Below are 17294 nucleotides of genomic sequence, written 5' to 3' on the forward strand. Positions count from 1 at the left end.
ATTTTCAAACTTTTATTTTAAATATGTTACTTTTCTCCATAATTTTTCTAATGGACCTTGTTTAAATCTCTTTAAATATAAGTAACTCAGTAATAACTGCACTGCATAAATGACAATACTCATTGTGTATATCGTGAATACTGGCAACTTACCATAATAATTAAATCCAATACCATAAAAGATAATGATGCAAATCACACTTTGTGAGATATAAGTCGTTAAACTTAATTTCCCAATATATTGTAGTGGATTTAAAATTTTACGAGCTGTTGCACTTTCACATAAAAGGACAAAGAATATAATATAACTTAACGCAACAATTGGTCCGCCTATCATTTGGCTAATCAATTGAGAACTCATTGATCCTTCTAAAATGATTTGAATCATTTTAATTGCTAAACCTAATACAAATATAACCAATCCAATCACTGTATATAAATTTTTATGGTTGCGAATTTTATTTAACCAATTCGTTTGTTGAGCATAAATACCAAACAGCATAATTGGTAAAATACTAAATGGCCCTACAAATATAATGCTTGATATATTTAATCCGAAGTACTTCAGATTAAATCCAACAATAGATAAATAATCAGCACTGGCTAATATATTATTAACTCTTTCTAATTCTTGTATACCAACAAAATTTTCAACTTGTGTTACATCTTGTAATAAGACCACTGGCAAAATATATAACAGGATTAATATGCTAAAGCCAATGGATAGCGCGACTAACGAATATTGAGGTTTTAGTTTTACAAAGATTATCGCAATAAAACCTAATAATGCGTATGTTGCTAAAATGTCACCGTAAAAAATAAATATACCGTGGATAACACCTAGCAATAACAAAAATGATAACCTTCTTATAATCATAGGATAATAGTCCAGTCCTCTTTCAATGCTGTTCTGGTACATCATAGATAAACCGTATCCAAATAGAAATGCAAATATTGGATAAAATGATGCCACTATAAAAAGTGAGCTGATTTTAAATAATGCACCATCTTGATGTTGAAAAAATTCAAAAGGATTAATAATTTGATAAGGATATGCAAATGTTAAAATGTTCATCATTAAAATACCTAACAAACTAAATCCTCTCAAAGCATCAATACTAAATATTCTTTGTTTTGACATTATTGATTCTCCTTGATGTGTTTCGTGCCATATTGAAAGAAATATAAATACCCTTCAACTGGTTGTTGTAAAATGGTTTCTAAAGTATTTTTATAATATTGCATTTGTACTTCATATTTCTGCTTCATTGTTTCTGCTACTTCATCTTCAGTCTTACCTCTTCGCACAATAAACGCATCCGTTTTATAATCAATAAATGATACTTTATCCCCTTCAATAAATATACAGTCAATCATTCCTTGAATAATAGGTTTGTTGTCTGCTTCAGAAACTTCAAAAGATAAACCTTGATCAATATCATTTTGACCGACTACGAAAGGAACTTCTCTATACACTTTATCTGCTTTAACTAATCGTTTATATAAGTCTGAATTTACAAACACTTCTATAAGTGATAAATCTATATCTTCTAATGCATCATCAGGTAATATATCTTTGTCGATTAGTTTATTTACAAGTTCTTTTAACTGTTTCATATCTAATCCATCATTTTTTAAAGGTAGATGTTGCATCACTGCATGCATCAATGTCCCTATTTCAGCACTTTGCCTCTTCTTCTGATTAGATAAGAAATTTGGTCTATCATATGATTTTGTACCTAGCTGGTATTGCCTTACAATTTGATAATCTGTTCCCGCTTCTTCAGTCTCTCGCTGCCTCTTAATTTCTGATACCGATTGCTTAGCTGCTATATTTAATAATTTTTCGTTAGGATATGTGTAAACCATTTGATTGTAAATATCATCTTTCTTATTGGACGGTTTATAATTTAATAATGTCTCAATTGTAGGCTGTTCATATGATATATCTTTTTCTTCAGATGTTTCTTCTTCTCTGATGATATTTATATTCAATGATTCATTTTGAGCTGAATTAAATGGAATTGCATGTGATAAGCCATGTGTTTTTGACTTCGTAAGTATCGTTGAAATGAGTTCAAATGCCGATTTAGCTTTCACTCTAAATTCTGAATCGATCATTTCATATTTATCTGCATTTACTAATCCTAAGTTTTCAACTGCTTTATCATTTTTAACACGCCCAACAAGATATAATCCTTCTTTAGCTCTTGTCAGTGCAACATAGATCAGTCTCATTTCTTCAGAAATCATTTCTGTTTCGTTAATATTTTTAAAGATAATAGATGACAACGTTGGATATGTTAATTCCTTATCTAGATTAAAATAAGATAAAGCCATTCCATATCGATTATTCAAAATAACATGATTTCTCAAGTCTGCACGATTAAATTCTCTCGTAATGCCTGAATATATAACAAAAGGAAATTCTAATCCTTTACTACTATGGATTGTCATCATACGAACGACATCATCATTCGGGCCTATCACACTTTCTTGTCCAAAATCTTGACCACGTTCTATCAATTCATCTATAAATCTAATAAATTGAAAAATCCCTCTCAAACTTGATGCTTCAAATTGAATCGCTTTATTTAATAATCCGTATAAATTTTGTCTACGTTGAACGCCACCAGTAAGACCACTAAAATAAGAAACTAAATAGTAATCATTGTATAATTTATCAAGCAACTGCCAAACAGGAACTGATTTACTATAGGCTTGATAATCTTTCAATTGGTTTATAAACTGATTAAGTTTTTCCACAAGCTCTGTATTTGCTTCATGATCAGCTAAATACTTATATATTGAATTGAGATAATAAATTTCTTGTGGCGCTTTATTTCTGATTTCTGCTAGCTCATCTTCTTTAAATTGGAAAGCGATGGAGCGCATTAATCCTACTAAATATTTATCTTGCAACGGATTGTCTATAACTCTTAAAAATGAAAGCATTAAACGAATTTCATTTTGTTCGAAATAGCCCTTTTTCGATTCGACATAAAATGGTATATTAGCGTCTTTAAATTGTTGCTGTAAATGCATTGCATTACTATAACTTCTTTCTAAAATAACAATATCTTTAAAAGTTGCTGGTCGATAACTTTTCGTTTTCCTGTCATATACACGCTTGTTATCAAGTATATATTGCACCTTATCAACAATGCATTTCGCTTCTATTAGATTGTTATCCTCTTCTTCAAATGAATCTTGAACTAAAATATCCATTTCGAGTGGTGTATCTTGTTCGTCGTAATCAGCGCCATAATATAATTTCGCTTCATCGTTATACTCAATTTCACCTACAACTTCATCCATCATATGAGAGAATATATAATTCGTATTATTTAATACTTCTCTTCTTGATCTAAAGTTTTTAGATAAATCGATGACCTTACCAGATTCATTCTCAAATTGTTTGAAACGTTTATACTTTTCTATAAATAATTCAGGCTCTGCTTGTCTAAATTTATAAATAGACTGCTTCACATCACCAACCATAAATAAATTACCATTAAACTCTTCTCCACGTTTAATACTACTAATAATTGCTTCTTGTACTCTATTCGTATCTTGATATTCATCAACTAATATTTCATCGAAGTAATCTCTGTATTGGAACGCAATTTCTGACGGTTTACCTTCATCATCAGTTAAAATATCTAAAGCTAAATGCTCATAATCTGAGAAGTCAATAATACGCTTATTCTGTTTTAAACTTCTGAAATACTTGATAATATCTTTCGTAATTTCAGCAATAACAGTAACTCTCGGCTGCATTTCTTGCATATCTTGAATTAAATCTTCTCTTTGTCGACTTAAATAGCCTTCTGCTAGCTCTTTTAAATGCGTAATATAGTCTTTATGATAATTTTTACCAAGCTCTAACATTTGCTCGTCGCCTTCATTTTCACTTTTAATTTTAGCGGTATTTGTCGGCAATTTTTTGAGCGCAACACCTGATTGTATAGATTCAAGCGATTTAGTCCCGTCTAGAACTTGTTCTATCCAAATACGCTCACCTTCAAGATAAGTCATATGCTTATCAACTTCATTTAAATGTTGATAGCAATCAATTGATTGGTAAAGCGCATTTTTTGCACTATCTAATTTCCGATTAATCAATTGATCCAACATATTAAAGTAAGGATGTTGCAAATCCAATTCTTTATATGGTTTATCTAAATCATCTAACCATGCAAATGGATTCGCATGCGCAATACTAAAACGGTATAAACGTTTCAATATATCTCTTAACGGTTCATCAGAACGGTCATTGGATAGATGTTCAACTATATCTAAAAATGGTTGTTCATTTTTCTCGTAATACATTTCTAGAACATCATCAATCGCTTGCTCTAACAGAACGATACCTTCAACTTCATTTGCGGTTCTAAAGTTTGGATCAATATCTATTTCGTCATAATGCGCTTTAATTAATGATAAGCAAAAACTATGCAGTGTAGATATTTGTGCTTGATGAATCTTTATTCTTTGAGATTTTAAATGTTCATCTTCTGGATGTTTCATACTTTCTTGTTGAATTGCTGCATTTACTCTCGCTTTCATTTCTCGAGCACTTGCATTCGTAAATGTCACAACGAGTAATCTATTCACATCTTGTTTATTACGCATGATCTTTTGAATAATACGCTCAACTAATACAGCAGTCTTTCCGCTTCCTGCAGCAGCTGCAACTAATATATCTCGTCCTTCAGTATAAATAGCTTTCCATTGATCATCTGTCCATTGTGCATCAACTGGCTTATTTGGTAATGTCATTCTTCTTCCTCCTCTCTCAACATATTGATTAATTCATCTTTGCTTAATGTATGTTCAATTTCCCTATACTGATCAGTATCTGTAATTGGGTCAATGTGACAAACAGATTTATATTCACAAAATTGGCACGGCAATTTCTTTTGATATCTCATAGGTGACACTTCAGTATGTCCATCCATAATTTGTGTCGCCGTTTCAACAAAATTAGCTCTATTTTTCTCCATTAATTTAAAGAATAGATCTTCGTCTAATGCTTTGCTGTAACTGTATAAATCACCATTTTTCTTTCGAGCAACGGGAATCATATCTGACTTAACTTGTTTGGCTAATTTATCATCAAGTGCTTCTACAACTTCTGGATTTTTATTTACATAGCCATCCATTTTAAACTTTTCAATTGTATGTTGATAAATATCATCAGATTCTGGAATTTCACCCCAGCTTGTTGCTTTAATTTCTGGCTCATGAACATGGAAATATAAAAGTGCACCTGGTGATACGTCATCTTGTAAACTTAATATTGATTTGTTTTGAAGTACAACATCTAAGTATGTAAACATTTGCATTTGCATACCATACATAACTTTAGTTAAATCTAAACTTGTTTCAGATGACTTATAGTCAATAATTGAAACATAGTCTTTTTCTTTCCCTTTATACACATCTAATCTATCTATTTGTCCTCTAATATTGATAGGTATTTGTCGTTTAGTAGTAAGAGGTGTCGTTTGCAATTGATGTTTAGATGTAGAACCGAAATTCAATTCAAATTGATAAGCTTTAAATTTGGAATGACCTGTTTGATATTTCATCGCTTCTAATGTGGATTTAAGAATATTTTGGATTCTTAATTTTAAATATCTATAATGAGCTGTTCGATGTAATACATCAAATTGAATTTTAGGTAAACTTTCATCAATTGCTTCATTTATTAATTTATTCATTGCTTGAGCAGATAACTTACTAAAGTCTCCGTTAACTTCATCTGAAATATATTTCAAAGTGTTGTGGAATATATTTCCAATATCTACACTTTGAATTTGATATTTAGAGCGCTCGTTTAATTTTAGTCCATGTGACACATAATGTTTAAATGGACATTGATTATATGTTTCAAATCTGGATACACTAGCATTTATTTTTTTACCATATAATTGTTCTGATACCTCTGTATTCAATTGCACTGTATCATTTTTATAAGTTAATGCAGACGTTAAAAATTGAATCGTATGGTCTAAATGATGTATTTCTTGAGCAGCATGATATGCATCTAACCATATATCATTAACGATTTCGTCATTAAGCCAATCGTTTAAATGTTCAAATATATGCATTTGACTTTGATGTTCATGTTCTAAAAGTTGAATCGGATTCTGTTCTATACTAGATTTAAGCGATAGAACTTCTAAGTTTGTAAATAACGATTGAATCGTATCGATGAATGGGCTCTTTTCTCTCACTTCGCCACCATCTGACATCAGACTGTACGTAAATACGACTTCTCTTTTCGCACGTGTCATCGCGATATAACATACAAAGGCTTCATCCATTTGTAAAATATCACTTGTCGGACTTAGTTCTAAACCACTTGATTCTGCTAATTCTTTTTTCTCATCATCCGTCAGTAAAAGCATTTGATTAGAAACACTAGGTAGAACACCATCATTCATGCCAAGTAAAAATACTGTTTCTTTGTTATCAACTTTAGCTAAATCCATATTACCAACTGTAACTTCATCTAACGTTTGAGGAATCATAGAGAATTCTAATTCATCTAATCCACGATCAAGAATTTCTATATACTCATTTAATGATAAGGATACCTCGCCTAACACTTCTACAATATCATCAAGTATACGAATGGTACCTTCCCATACTTGGTCTATTTGTTCAGCTTCTTCAAACTGACTCTTAATTTCTAACTCATCTCTCATCGTCATAAGATGCGTTGGCAATTCAAATTGCTCTATGACTTCGTATAATCTAACGGTAAAGTCTTCAACTGTCTTACTGTCTGATAAAGCTTGATTCAACTTGTCAATTCTGCTAACTACATAATCTTTTAAAGCGATAACATTTTTTATCGTATGAATATCTTCTTCTACAAAAGTGTCTTCTTCTTTTCTTAATGATTTTTTTCCTGATTTCTCAAATGAATCAACCGTGAAGAATTCAGGATTCGTCCATCTTTTGCCAGAAATACCTCTTTCAAAAGCATAGTTTTCAAGTATATCTATTAAATGAGATGCATTTGGTATATGACTTGTTAATATACCCGTCTTCAACATTCTCATGACTGGTTCAAATCTCCAACCTGATTGAATGACTTCTAACATTGATCTCAAACATTCAATAAAAGGATGATACGCCATTTTCTTTTTAGCATCATGATTAAAAGCAATATTAAAATGTGGTAGCACTGTTTCAATTAATTGCTCATAACTCGGATCACGATAAAGAATCGCTATATCTTTAAATGACAAATTTTCTTCACGAGATAGTCTCAATATCTCTCTTGCCACATACTGAACTTCTTCTCTCATATTGGATGCTTCAATAATTTTTAAGTGTTCACTATTTATTTTATTTGGTAATAATGCATCAAACTGACTTTCTAAATGTTTCAAATCTTCATTATTGTTAAATCTTTCCGCCTGACTAAAATGCTTGTGATGGATTGATATATTTAATGTATGCGCAATTTCTTCTATATGACTTAACGTTTCAGATGTCTTTCTAAATAAACTAAACGGATCTTTATCTCCATCTGTCGTTAAACCAACCGTTACAGACCTGCTATGTTTTACAAGTGCTTCAATCACTCGATATTCCAAAGTTGAAAAGTTATGGAAACCATCTATATAGATATCCGCTTGTTTTATATAATCTGAGTCTGGCATTTTTTCTATCAACTTATACAATACGTCTTCCGCTTGAACATATCGTCCTTCAAGTTGGCCTTCTAATGCTTTATATATTGTTTCAATATCACTTAATTTATCTTTCATTCTTTTAGGTATTTGTTCATTACTTTCAATATATGCTGAAATATCATCAGGCTGTACATTATATTTTTTAAAATCTTTAATTTCATTCATCATTTTATGACTAAATCCATAATGTTGAATGGTAGATTGATATAAGTTTAATTGTTTTTTATGTGTATGTAATAAATGATACGTGAGCATTTCTAATGCTTCATCAGAAATTTGTTGTTCAATTAAGCCACCTTCATCACTTAGGACTCTCCAACTTAACCTTTCAAATCCAAATACTGATGTTCTAATACTTCCTCTTAATTTTGGATTTCGAACAAATGCTTGTTCATATTGGAACGTATTTTGGGTAGGTGTTAAAAATATAATGGGGTCACCTAACGGATTCTCTATCATACCTTCAGTCATCTGCTCAATCATTTGTCTTGTTTTCCCGGTGCCACTTCGTCCAGTCCATACATTTAGCTGCATTCCATTCGACCTCCCTCGCATTTTCATATGTATATATTTTAACATAAAAAGAACACCTCACTTAATGATTATAAGCGAGGTGTTTATGACATCTATATTAATTTGTAGATGGGTCAAAATTATAATGGAATTGACTAAACGGCCAGAATCTTAGTGCAACTTCACCGACAATGACATCTTCATTAATTAATCCAAACGAACGTCCATCTTTACTTACTTCACGATTATCACCTAATACAAGGTATTCACCTTTAGGTATTTTATTAACGCCGTTAGAATTCACAAGATCTTTCACTTCAAAATTCTCAGTCAATAAATCACGTGATTTATTTGCTTTATTTTCTTTCAAATATTCTTCTGGTACTTTTTTATCATTAACATATAACTGATCATTTTCATATTTTACTGTATCGCCTGGCTTACCGATGACACGTTTTACATAATCATCATTTTCATTTGCATGAAATACGATAACATCTCCATTATCAATATTACCCACTTTATAGCCAATTTTATTGACGATTACTTTTTCACCGTTTTTTAAAGTTGGATGCATGGAGTCTCCTGAAACTGTGTAAGTTACAAATAAGAATTTCTGTATAAGCAAGACACATACAACTGCGACTGCAATTGCTATAAACCATTCAAATATTTCTTTTTTCAAAAATGCCACCTCATTATTATTATTTATCGAAATTCACATCTATTTGATTAAATGGATAATATCTTAAATTAACTTTACCAACAATATCTTGTTCATGAACAAAACCTATTTCTCGCGAGTCTCTACTATTACTACGATTATCCCCTAGGACTAAATACTCACCATTAGGGATGACATCACTTTTAGATCCTTGAATTGTTCTCGTACTAAAATCATCAGTTTTGATATCATTATTCAAATAACGCTCATTAACATGAGTACCATTAATATACAGTTTGTTATTTTTCATTTCAACTGTGTCGCCTGGTAATCCAATTACTCTTTTGATAAAATCAGCCTCTTTATTAGCATGAAAAACGATAACATCTCCATTGTTTATCTGTCCAATGTTTTTAACGAGTTTATTAACGATTAATCTATCTTCATCATGAAAAGTTGGTTCCATTGATTCTCCATCAACTATATAACCAATAAATAAAAACGTTCTCACTATAAATAATAATGCTAACGCTATTATTATTGCAATTAACCATTCGAATATTTTTTTCATCATTAACTCCTATTTTTTAAGCGCTTATCAAAATATTTTTCTAACCCTTTTCCAACTATCCATAGCACAAAGATAATCACGAATACTATTATACTCTTTTTAGGACTTGCAAAAAAGGAATTTATGTCTGCCCCAATGAAACTTAATATAAATATCATAATCGCTTTTGATAAAATCAACGCAATTAAATATACTTGCTTACTAATATTCGAGAAAGCACTAACCATATTCACCAATGCTCCAGGCGTAAATGGGAAGCATAGCAAAATAAACAGTGGCCCAAAGCCATGTTCATCAATCCACTGAATAAACTTCACTACTTTTCGTTGTTCTACGATTTTTTTCATAAAAGGCTTTTTAGAAATTAACCTTAAAATTAAAAAGACAAGGTAACTTCCGGTAACAGTACCTATCCAAGAAATAATAAACCCTAAGAACAAACCATATGCATTCACATTTGCTATTACGAACAATATAATAGGTAAAAATGGTATAAACGCTTCAATAAATGGTAATAAAAATGCAATAAAAATGCCAAACGATCTAAATGTTTCAATCAATTCAATAATATTATCCTCACTGAACCAATTTATAAAGTCTTGAAATAACATGTAACGCAACTTCCTTCTTAAATTTATATTAATTATACCTATAAAATTGTAATTAGAAAAGTAAATTGACATCGTACAAAAGTTGTAGCTACATAATATTCCCCCGGGCGTCAGCACTTTATAAAATCAGAAATATAAAATCACCCAATCTGAAAATGATTCCATCAGATTGGGTGATTTATTTTAAGTTGGGATTTATGTCCAAACTCTTTTTATAGACAAATCATATGCTATTATAGTCTGTCTTCTAATTCTTTTTTCAAATCTTCAAATCCAGGTTTACCAAGTAATGCAAACATGTTTTGTTTATAAGCTTCTACACCAGGTTGGTTAAATGGATTAACGCCTAGTAAGTATCCACTCATAGCACAAGCTAATTCGAAGAAGTATACAACATAACCGAATGTATATGCATCTAATTGAGGTACTTTAACAATTAAGTTTGGTACGCCGCCATCTGTATGTGCTAAAAGTGTACCTTGGAATGCTTTCGTGTTAACATAATCGACTGTTTCGCCTGCTAAGAAGTTTAAGCCATCTAAATCATCTTTATCTTCTTCTATTGTAATGTCATGTTTAGGGCTCTCGACTTTAACAACTGTTTCAAATAAGAAACGACGTCCTTCTTGCACGTATTGTCCTAATGAATGAAGGTCTGATGTAAAGTTTGCACTTGAAGGATAAATACCTTTGAAGTCTTTACCTTCTGATTCACCGAATAGTTGTTTCCACCATTCACTGAAATATTGCAATGCTGGTTCGTAGTTAATTAACATTTCAGTTGAATAACCTTTTGCATAAAGAATGTTACGAATTGCTGCATATTGATATGCAATATTTTCGTCAAGTTCTGATGATGATAAATCTTCACGTGCTGCCGCTGCACCATTCATCATTTCTTGAATATCGATACCGCTTGCTGCAATTGGTAATAAACCTACAGCAGTTAATACTGAATATCTACCACCTACGTCATCTGGTACAACAAATGTTTCGTAGCCTTCTCCAGTAGATAAATCTTTTAAAGCACCTTTTTCTTTATCAGTAGTAGCAAAGATGCGATTTTTAGCTTCTTCTTTACCATATTTTTCTTCTAAAATTTTCTTAAAGATTCTGAACGCTACAGCTGGTTCAGTTGTAGTTCCAGATTTTGAAATAACATTAACAGAGAAATCTTTACCATCTATATATTCAATTAAATCATGTACATATGATGATGATAAGTGATGTCCTACAAATATAATTTGAGGATTTTCACCTTTTTCATAGTTAGCAAATGTTGAATTTAACATCTCTACAGCTGCGCGTGCACCTAAATAAGAACCACCAATTCCGATAACAAGCAATACTTCTGATTGTTCTTTAATACGTTTAGAAGCAGCTAAGATACGATCAAATTCTTCTTTATCATAATCAACAGGTAAATCAACCCATCCTAAATAGTCACTACCTGCTCCTGTTTTTTCATGTATAACATGATGTATATTTTTCACTAAATCACGAGATTGGTCTAATTCATGTTCACCGAAAAACGTTAATGCTTTTTTATAATCAAATTGAATATGTGACATAGTATCCTCCTATTTATTTCATACTTAATTTAAACAACGTCTTTATTTTACTCTAGTTTTCATAGCCTTTCAATTGAAATGCGACGATATGCTTCAAGATGCATAAATATTTAAAATAACTATTGAAAATTCATAAACGATGTGATATTGTATGTTTATCGATTAAATATACAAGATATTAAATATTAATACAAAAAGAGGGGTTTTAATTTATGTCTAATAAAGTTGTTTTAGCTTACTCAGGTGGTCTAGATACAAGTGTTGCAGTAAAATGGTTAATTGAAAAAGGTTATACAGTCGTTGCATGTTGTTTAGATGTTGGCGAAGGAAAAGATTTAGAACTCGTACAACAAAAGGCATTCGATATGGGTGCAGAACAATCATACGTAATTGATGCTACTAAAGAATTCAGTGAAGATTTTGTTGGTTATGCAATCAAAGGTAATACAATGTATGAAGGAACTTATCCTTTAGTATCAGCATTAAGTAGACCACTTATTTCAAAAAAATTAGTGGAAATCGCACAAGCTGAAGATGCAATAGCCATCGCTCACGGTTGTACAGGAAAAGGTAATGACCAAGTACGTTTTGAAGTAGCGATTAAAGCATTAGCACCTCATATTAAAGTACTTGCACCAGTTCGTGAATGGTCTTGGAGTCGTGAAGAAGAAATTGATTATGCAAAAAAACATAACATCCCTATTCCAATCAATTTAGACTCTCCTTATTCAATTGACCAAAACTTATGGGGTCGTAGTAATGAATGTGGTATTTTAGAGGATCCATTTGCTACACCACCAGAAGATGCATATGATTTAACTAAACCTATAGAAGAAACACCAGATACACCTGAAGAACTTGAACTTGTTTTTGAAAATGGATTACCTATTTCAATAAACAATAAGTCATATCCTTTAGATCAACTTATTTTAAAATTAAATGAAATTGCTGGTTTACATGGCATAGGAAGAATCGACCATGTTGAAAATCGTTTAGTTGGTATTAAATCTCGTGAAGTATACGAAACACCTGGCGCTAAAGTAATTATGGAAGCACATAAAGCTTTAGAAACAATTACATTAACAAAAGATGTTGCCCACTTTAAACCTGTTATTGAAAAACAATTGTCAGAACAAATATATAATGGTTTATGGTTCTCACCTTTAACAGATAGTTTAAAACAGTTTATTGATTCTACTCAAACTCAAGTAACAGGTACAGTTCGTGTTAAACTATTTAAAGGTAACGTTATCGTAAATGGACGTAAATCACCGTTTAGTTTATACAATGAAGAACTTGCAACATATACAAAAGAAGATGCATTCAATCAAGAAGCTGCAGTAGGCTTTATTGAAATCTTTGGTTTACCAACTAAAGTTAAAGCATTATTAGAAACAGAGGGTGTTTTAAAATGACAAAAAAAGCATGGGGTGGCAGATTCGAGTCTAACCCTGAATCATGGGTAGATGCATTTAATGCATCTATCCATTTTGATAAAAATTTGATTGACCAAGATATACAAGGCAGTATCGCACATGCAACAATGCTAGCAGAACAAAATATTATTCAAACAGATGAAGCTGAATTGATTATTCAAGGTTTGAAAGATATCCAAAAAGATTATTATGACCATAATTTAGAACTTTCAGAATCACTGGAAGATATACATCTTAACGTTGAGCATGCATTAATACAGAAGATTGGTCAGGTCGGTGGAAAGCTGCATACAGGTAGAAGTAGAAACGATCAAGTTGCAACAGATATGCATCTTTATACAAAACAACATGTTCAAGAAATTATTACTCTTGTTGAATCATTGCAAAAAGCAATTTTAAATATTGCTGATGAACATATTCATACGATCATGCCTGGTTACACACATCTTCAAAGAGCACAGCCTATATCATTTGCACATCATATTATGACTTATTTCTGGATGTTAGAGCGAGACAAGTCTAGATTTAATGATAGTATTAAAAGAATTGATATAAGTCCCCTTGGTGCAGCAGCATTGAGCGGTACAACACATCCTATCGATAGACACCGTACACAAGAACTTTTAGGTTTCGGTAGTTTGTATGAAAATAGTCTTGATGCAGTAAGCGACCGTGATTACATCGTTGAAACATTACAAAATATTTCATTAACAATGGTTCATTTATCAAGATTTGCAGAAGAAATTATCTTTTGGTCTACAGACGAAGCTAAATTCATCACTTTATCAGATAGTTTCTCAACAGGTTCTTCCATCATGCCTCAAAAGAAAAACCCTGATATGGCTGAATTAATTAGAGGTAAAGTTGGTAGAACAACTGGCCACTTAATGAGTATGTTAGTTACTTTAAAAGGCTTACCTTTAGCCTATAACAAAGATATGCAAGAAGATAAAGAAGGTTTGTTTGATGCCATTCATACCATTAAAGGATCTTTACGTATATTTGAAGGTATGATTACGACTATGCAAGTTAATAAAGAGCGTTTAAATGAAACTGTTCATAAAGACTTTTCAAATGCAACAGAACTTGCAGATTACTTAGTAGAACAAAATATACCATTTAGAGAAGCACATGAAATCGTTGGTAAAATTGTGCTATGGTGTATCCAAAATGGAAAATATTTATTAGATGTACCTTTAGAACAATATCAATCTTATAATGAAAAGATCGAATCAAATGTATACGATTATTTAAAACCAGAAAATTGTTTAAGCCGTAGAAAAAGTTATGGCTCTACTGGTCAAGAAGCAGTCCAACATCAAATTAATGTAGCAAAAGAACTGATATAATAATTAAACAACTTGGGACATTATGCCCTTTCTCAAAATAAATCACCCAATCCGTTAGATTCATTTCGGGTTGGGTGATTTTTATGTTGCTGATTTTGTAAAGTCCATGCTTGCCTGGGGTATGGCTCGAGCCTGTAGTCTCTCACTCATACTATTCCCCCGGGCGTCAGCACTTTACAAAATTATTACAAATGATTTTCATAAGAAAAAGAGCAGAAATTCATTTTTAACAATGAATTTCTACTCTTTATTAGATTAGGACTTAAGCCCATCCTCTATATCTAGCAGCTTCAGCTGTACGTTTAATACCAACAATGTATGCTGCTAAACGCATATCTATTTTTCTGTTTTCAGCTAAGTTATAAATTGTATCAAAAGCTTTAACTAATTTTTCACGTAATTTTTCATTAACTTCTTCTTCAGTCCAATAATAACCTTGGTTATTTTGTACCCATTCGAAGTATGAAACCGTTACACCACCAGCACTTGCTAATACGTCTGGTACTATCAGGATACCACGTTCACTTAAAATCTTAGTAGCGCCCATTGTAGTTGGACCATTTGCTGCTTCAACAACAATTTCAGCTTTGATGTCATGTGCATTTTCTTCAGTAATTTGATTTGATATTGCTGCTGGGACAAGAATGTCACAGTCAATTTCAAATAATTCTTTATTTGAAATTGTATCATCAAATAAGTTCGTTACTGTTCCGAAGCTATCACGACGATCTAATAAATATTCGATATCTAAACCTTCAGGATCATGAAGTGCACCGTAAGCATCAGAGATACCTACAATTTTTGCTCCTTCATCATATAAGAATTTCGCTAAAAAGCTACCAGCATTACCGAATCCTTGTATAACGACTCTTGAACCTTTAATTGTTTTTCCACGTCTTTTAGCTGCTTGTTCAATTGCAATAACGACTCCTAATGCAGTAGAACGATCTCTACCTTGAGAACCACCTAATACAATCGGCTTACCAGTAATGAAACCAGGTGAATTAAATTCATCCATTTGACTATATTCGTCCATCATCCATGCCATAATTTGTGAGTTAGTAAATACGTCTGGTGCTGGAATATCTTTAGTCGGTCCTACTATTTGAGATATAGCACGAACATATCCACGAGATAATCTTTCAACTTCATGAATACTCATTTGTCGTGGGTCACAAACAATACCACCTTTACCGCCACCATATGGTAAATCTACAATTCCACATTTTAAAGTCATCCACATAGATAAAGCTGTTACTTCTTCAACATCAACATCAGGATGGAAACGAACGCCACCTTTTGTTGGACCAACTGCATCATTATGTTGGGCACGATACCCAGTAAATGTCTTAACAGTACCGTCATCCATTCTAACAGGTATACGGACTGTTAATAATCTCATTGGTTCCTTAATTAAATCATACATCCCCTCATCAAAGCCTAATTTATTAAGGGCTACACCAATAATTTCTTGTGTCGATGAAACTAAATTTAAATTTTCGCTCATGATCCTCTTCGCCTCTTTTTTAAATACTTTTAATCTCTAAATAATTGTAACATAATTGTTTATTTTTAAAAGGTCTTAAACGCTTTTTTGTAAACGGTATCAAAAATTTTATTTGAAAACAGACTTAACTTGATCGAGTGCCCAATCTAAATCTTCTTTTTCGATAATTAGAGGTGGTGCAAAACGGATAACTGTATCATGTGTTTCTTTACATAATAGACCTAATTCTTTTAATTTTTCACAATAAGGTCTAGCATCTTCAGTCAACTCAACCCCAATAAATAATCCTTTACCTCTTACTTCTTTAATTGATGGATGATCAATTTTCTTCAATTCATCTTTGAAATACGTACCAAGTTCTAAAGAACGCTCTGATAATTTTTCATCAACTAATACATCTAAAGCTGCATTTGATACTGCGCATGCAAGTGGATTCCCACCGAAAGTAGAACCATGGGAACCTGGATTAAATACTTCTAATATTTCTTTATTTCCTACGATACAAGAAATTGGGAATACGCCTCCGCCTAATGCTTTACCAAGAATATACATATCTGGTTGAACATTATCCCAATCAGTAGCAAATAATTTACCAGTTCTTCCTAATCCTGCTTGAATTTCATCAGCGATAAATAGAACATTATTTTTATCACAAACTTCTCTTATTTGTTTTAAGTATCCATCTTCAGGTACATTGATACCCGCTTCGCCTTGAATAGGTTCAATTAATATAGCTGCTGTGTTAGGCGTAATAGCAGATTTGATTTGTTCAATGTCACCAAAATCAACTAGTTTAAACCCACCTAATAATGGACCATAACCTCTTTGATACTCTTTTTCTGAAGACAGTGAAACTGCAGCCATCGTACGACCGTGGAAGTTTCCATTCATCGCAATGATTTCAGCTTTATTATCTTCTACACCTTTAACTCCATATGCCCAACGTCTAGCAGCTTTAATAGCTGTTTCAACTGCTTCAGCACCTGTATTCATAGGCAATACCATGTCTTTATTCGCAAGTTTACATATTTTTTCATACCATGGACCTAATTGATCATTATGGAATGCGCGTGAAGTAAGTGTTACACGATCTGCTTGGTCTTTTAATGCTTGGATAATTTTTGGATGACGATGGCCTTGGTTAACAGCAGAATATGCTGATAACATATCTAAATAACGATTGCCCTCTGGATCTTTTACCCAAATACCTTCTGCTTCTGAAATTACAATTGGTAATGGCAAATAGTTCGGAGCACCAAATGTATTTGTTTGTTCGATTATTTCTTGTGACTTTGTCATATTAAATCTCCTTCCATTAAAACAGTAGAGCAATAACGCGCTCTACTGTATTTTGATTA

At 32.0% G+C, this 17294-nt stretch carries 11 protein-coding genes; 2 read left to right on the forward strand and 9 right to left on the reverse strand.

Translation table 11 applies throughout. The features are described from left to right. Positions 1-12 precede the first annotated feature (12 nt). From PYW35_RS09850 to PYW35_RS09880, 7 genes are all read right to left on the reverse strand, one after another. Positions 13-1140 carry a DUF418 domain-containing protein gene (locus PYW35_RS09850; RefSeq protein WP_103323090.1) on the reverse strand — a complete coding sequence of 376 codons (1128 nt, stop codon included), beginning with the start codon at positions 1138-1140 and terminating at the stop codon, positions 13-15. Beyond that, positions 1140-4781 (reverse strand): helicase-exonuclease AddAB subunit AddA, encoded by a 3642-nt coding sequence (gene addA, locus PYW35_RS09855; RefSeq protein ID WP_103323089.1) that lies wholly within the window; start codon positions 4779-4781, stop codon positions 1140-1142. Before addA ends, PYW35_RS09850 begins: the two co-directional genes overlap by 1 nt. Beyond that, positions 4778-8248, reverse strand: coding sequence for a helicase-exonuclease AddAB subunit AddB (gene addB / locus PYW35_RS09860; RefSeq protein ID WP_103323088.1), 3471 nt, complete (start codon positions 8246-8248; stop codon positions 4778-4780). The genes addA and addB overlap by 4 nt, the downstream gene beginning before the upstream one ends. A 97-nt stretch (positions 8249-8345) precedes the next feature. Then, a complete protein-coding gene (gene lepB / locus PYW35_RS09865) occupies positions 8346-8912 on the reverse strand; it encodes a signal peptidase I (protein ID WP_016912039.1) in 567 nt (188 codons plus the stop codon). Between the two features lie 19 nt (positions 8913-8931). Continuing rightward, complete coding sequence (gene lepB / locus PYW35_RS09870; RefSeq protein WP_016912038.1) at positions 8932-9462, reverse strand: signal peptidase I; 531 nt, start codon at positions 9460-9462, stop codon at positions 8932-8934. Between the two features lie 2 nt (positions 9463-9464). Continuing rightward, a complete protein-coding gene (locus PYW35_RS09875) occupies positions 9465-10073 on the reverse strand; it encodes a TVP38/TMEM64 family protein (RefSeq protein ID WP_103323087.1) in 609 nt (202 codons plus the stop codon). 233 nt (positions 10074-10306) lie between these two features. Then, positions 10307-11644: a glucose-6-phosphate isomerase gene (locus PYW35_RS09880; RefSeq protein WP_103323086.1), complete on the reverse strand. Its 1338-nt coding sequence runs from the start codon at positions 11642-11644 to the stop codon at positions 10307-10309. Between the two features lie 212 nt (positions 11645-11856). On the opposite strand from PYW35_RS09880, the gene PYW35_RS09885 reads away from it, so the two are divergent. Continuing rightward, positions 11857-13059: an argininosuccinate synthase gene (locus tag PYW35_RS09885; RefSeq protein ID WP_103323085.1), complete on the forward strand. Its 1203-nt coding sequence runs from the start codon at positions 11857-11859 to the stop codon at positions 13057-13059. Further along, the gene (gene argH / locus PYW35_RS09890) at positions 13056-14429 is read left to right on the forward strand and encodes an argininosuccinate lyase (RefSeq protein ID WP_016912034.1); all 1374 of its coding nucleotides are present in this window, start codon (positions 13056-13058) and stop codon (positions 14427-14429) included. The genes PYW35_RS09885 and argH overlap by 4 nt, the downstream gene beginning before the upstream one ends. Positions 14430-14691: 262 nt before the next feature. Here argH and PYW35_RS09895 read toward each other — a convergent pair whose 3' ends face one another. Further along, a complete protein-coding gene (locus tag PYW35_RS09895) occupies positions 14692-15936 on the reverse strand; it encodes a Glu/Leu/Phe/Val family dehydrogenase (RefSeq protein ID WP_103323084.1) in 1245 nt (414 codons plus the stop codon). A 108-nt stretch (positions 15937-16044) separates the two neighbouring features. After that, complete coding sequence (locus tag PYW35_RS09900) at positions 16045-17235, reverse strand: ornithine--oxo-acid transaminase (RefSeq protein WP_103323083.1); 1191 nt, start codon at positions 17233-17235, stop codon at positions 16045-16047. Positions 17236-17294: the final 59 nt, after the last annotated feature.

This window comes from Mammaliicoccus vitulinus (assembly GCF_029024305.1).
Taxonomy (GTDB): domain Bacteria; phylum Bacillota; class Bacilli; order Staphylococcales; family Staphylococcaceae; genus Mammaliicoccus; species Mammaliicoccus vitulinus.

Excerpts from the sequence above, each read along its gene's own strand:
- PYW35_RS09880 (WP_103323086.1), bottom strand. The coding sequence starts at position 11,644 with ATGTCACATATTCAATTTGATTATAAAAAAGCATTAACGTTTTTCGGT.
- argH (WP_016912034.1), top strand. The coding sequence starts at position 13,056 with ATGACAAAAAAAGCATGGGGTGGCAGATTCGAGTCTAACCCTGAATCA.
- PYW35_RS09900 (WP_103323083.1), bottom strand. The coding sequence starts at position 17,235 with ATGACAAAGTCACAAGAAATAATCGAACAAACAAATACATTTGGTGCT.
- PYW35_RS09850 (WP_103323090.1), bottom strand. The coding sequence starts at position 1,140 with ATGTCAAAACAAAGAATATTTAGTATTGATGCTTTGAGAGGATTTAGT.
- PYW35_RS09885 (WP_103323085.1), top strand. The coding sequence starts at position 11,857 with ATGTCTAATAAAGTTGTTTTAGCTTACTCAGGTGGTCTAGATACAAGT.
- PYW35_RS09895 (WP_103323084.1), bottom strand. The coding sequence starts at position 15,936 with ATGAGCGAAAATTTAAATTTAGTTTCATCGACACAAGAAATTATTGGT.
- addB (WP_103323088.1), bottom strand. The coding sequence starts at position 8,248 with ATGCAGCTAAATGTATGGACTGGACGAAGTGGCACCGGGAAAACAAGA.
- PYW35_RS09875 (WP_103323087.1), bottom strand. The coding sequence starts at position 10,073 with ATGTTATTTCAAGACTTTATAAATTGGTTCAGTGAGGATAATATTATT.
- lepB (WP_016912038.1), bottom strand. The coding sequence starts at position 9,462 with ATGAAAAAAATATTCGAATGGTTAATTGCAATAATAATAGCGTTAGCA.
- addA (WP_103323089.1), bottom strand. The coding sequence starts at position 4,781 with ATGACATTACCAAATAAGCCAGTTGATGCACAATGGACAGATGATCAA.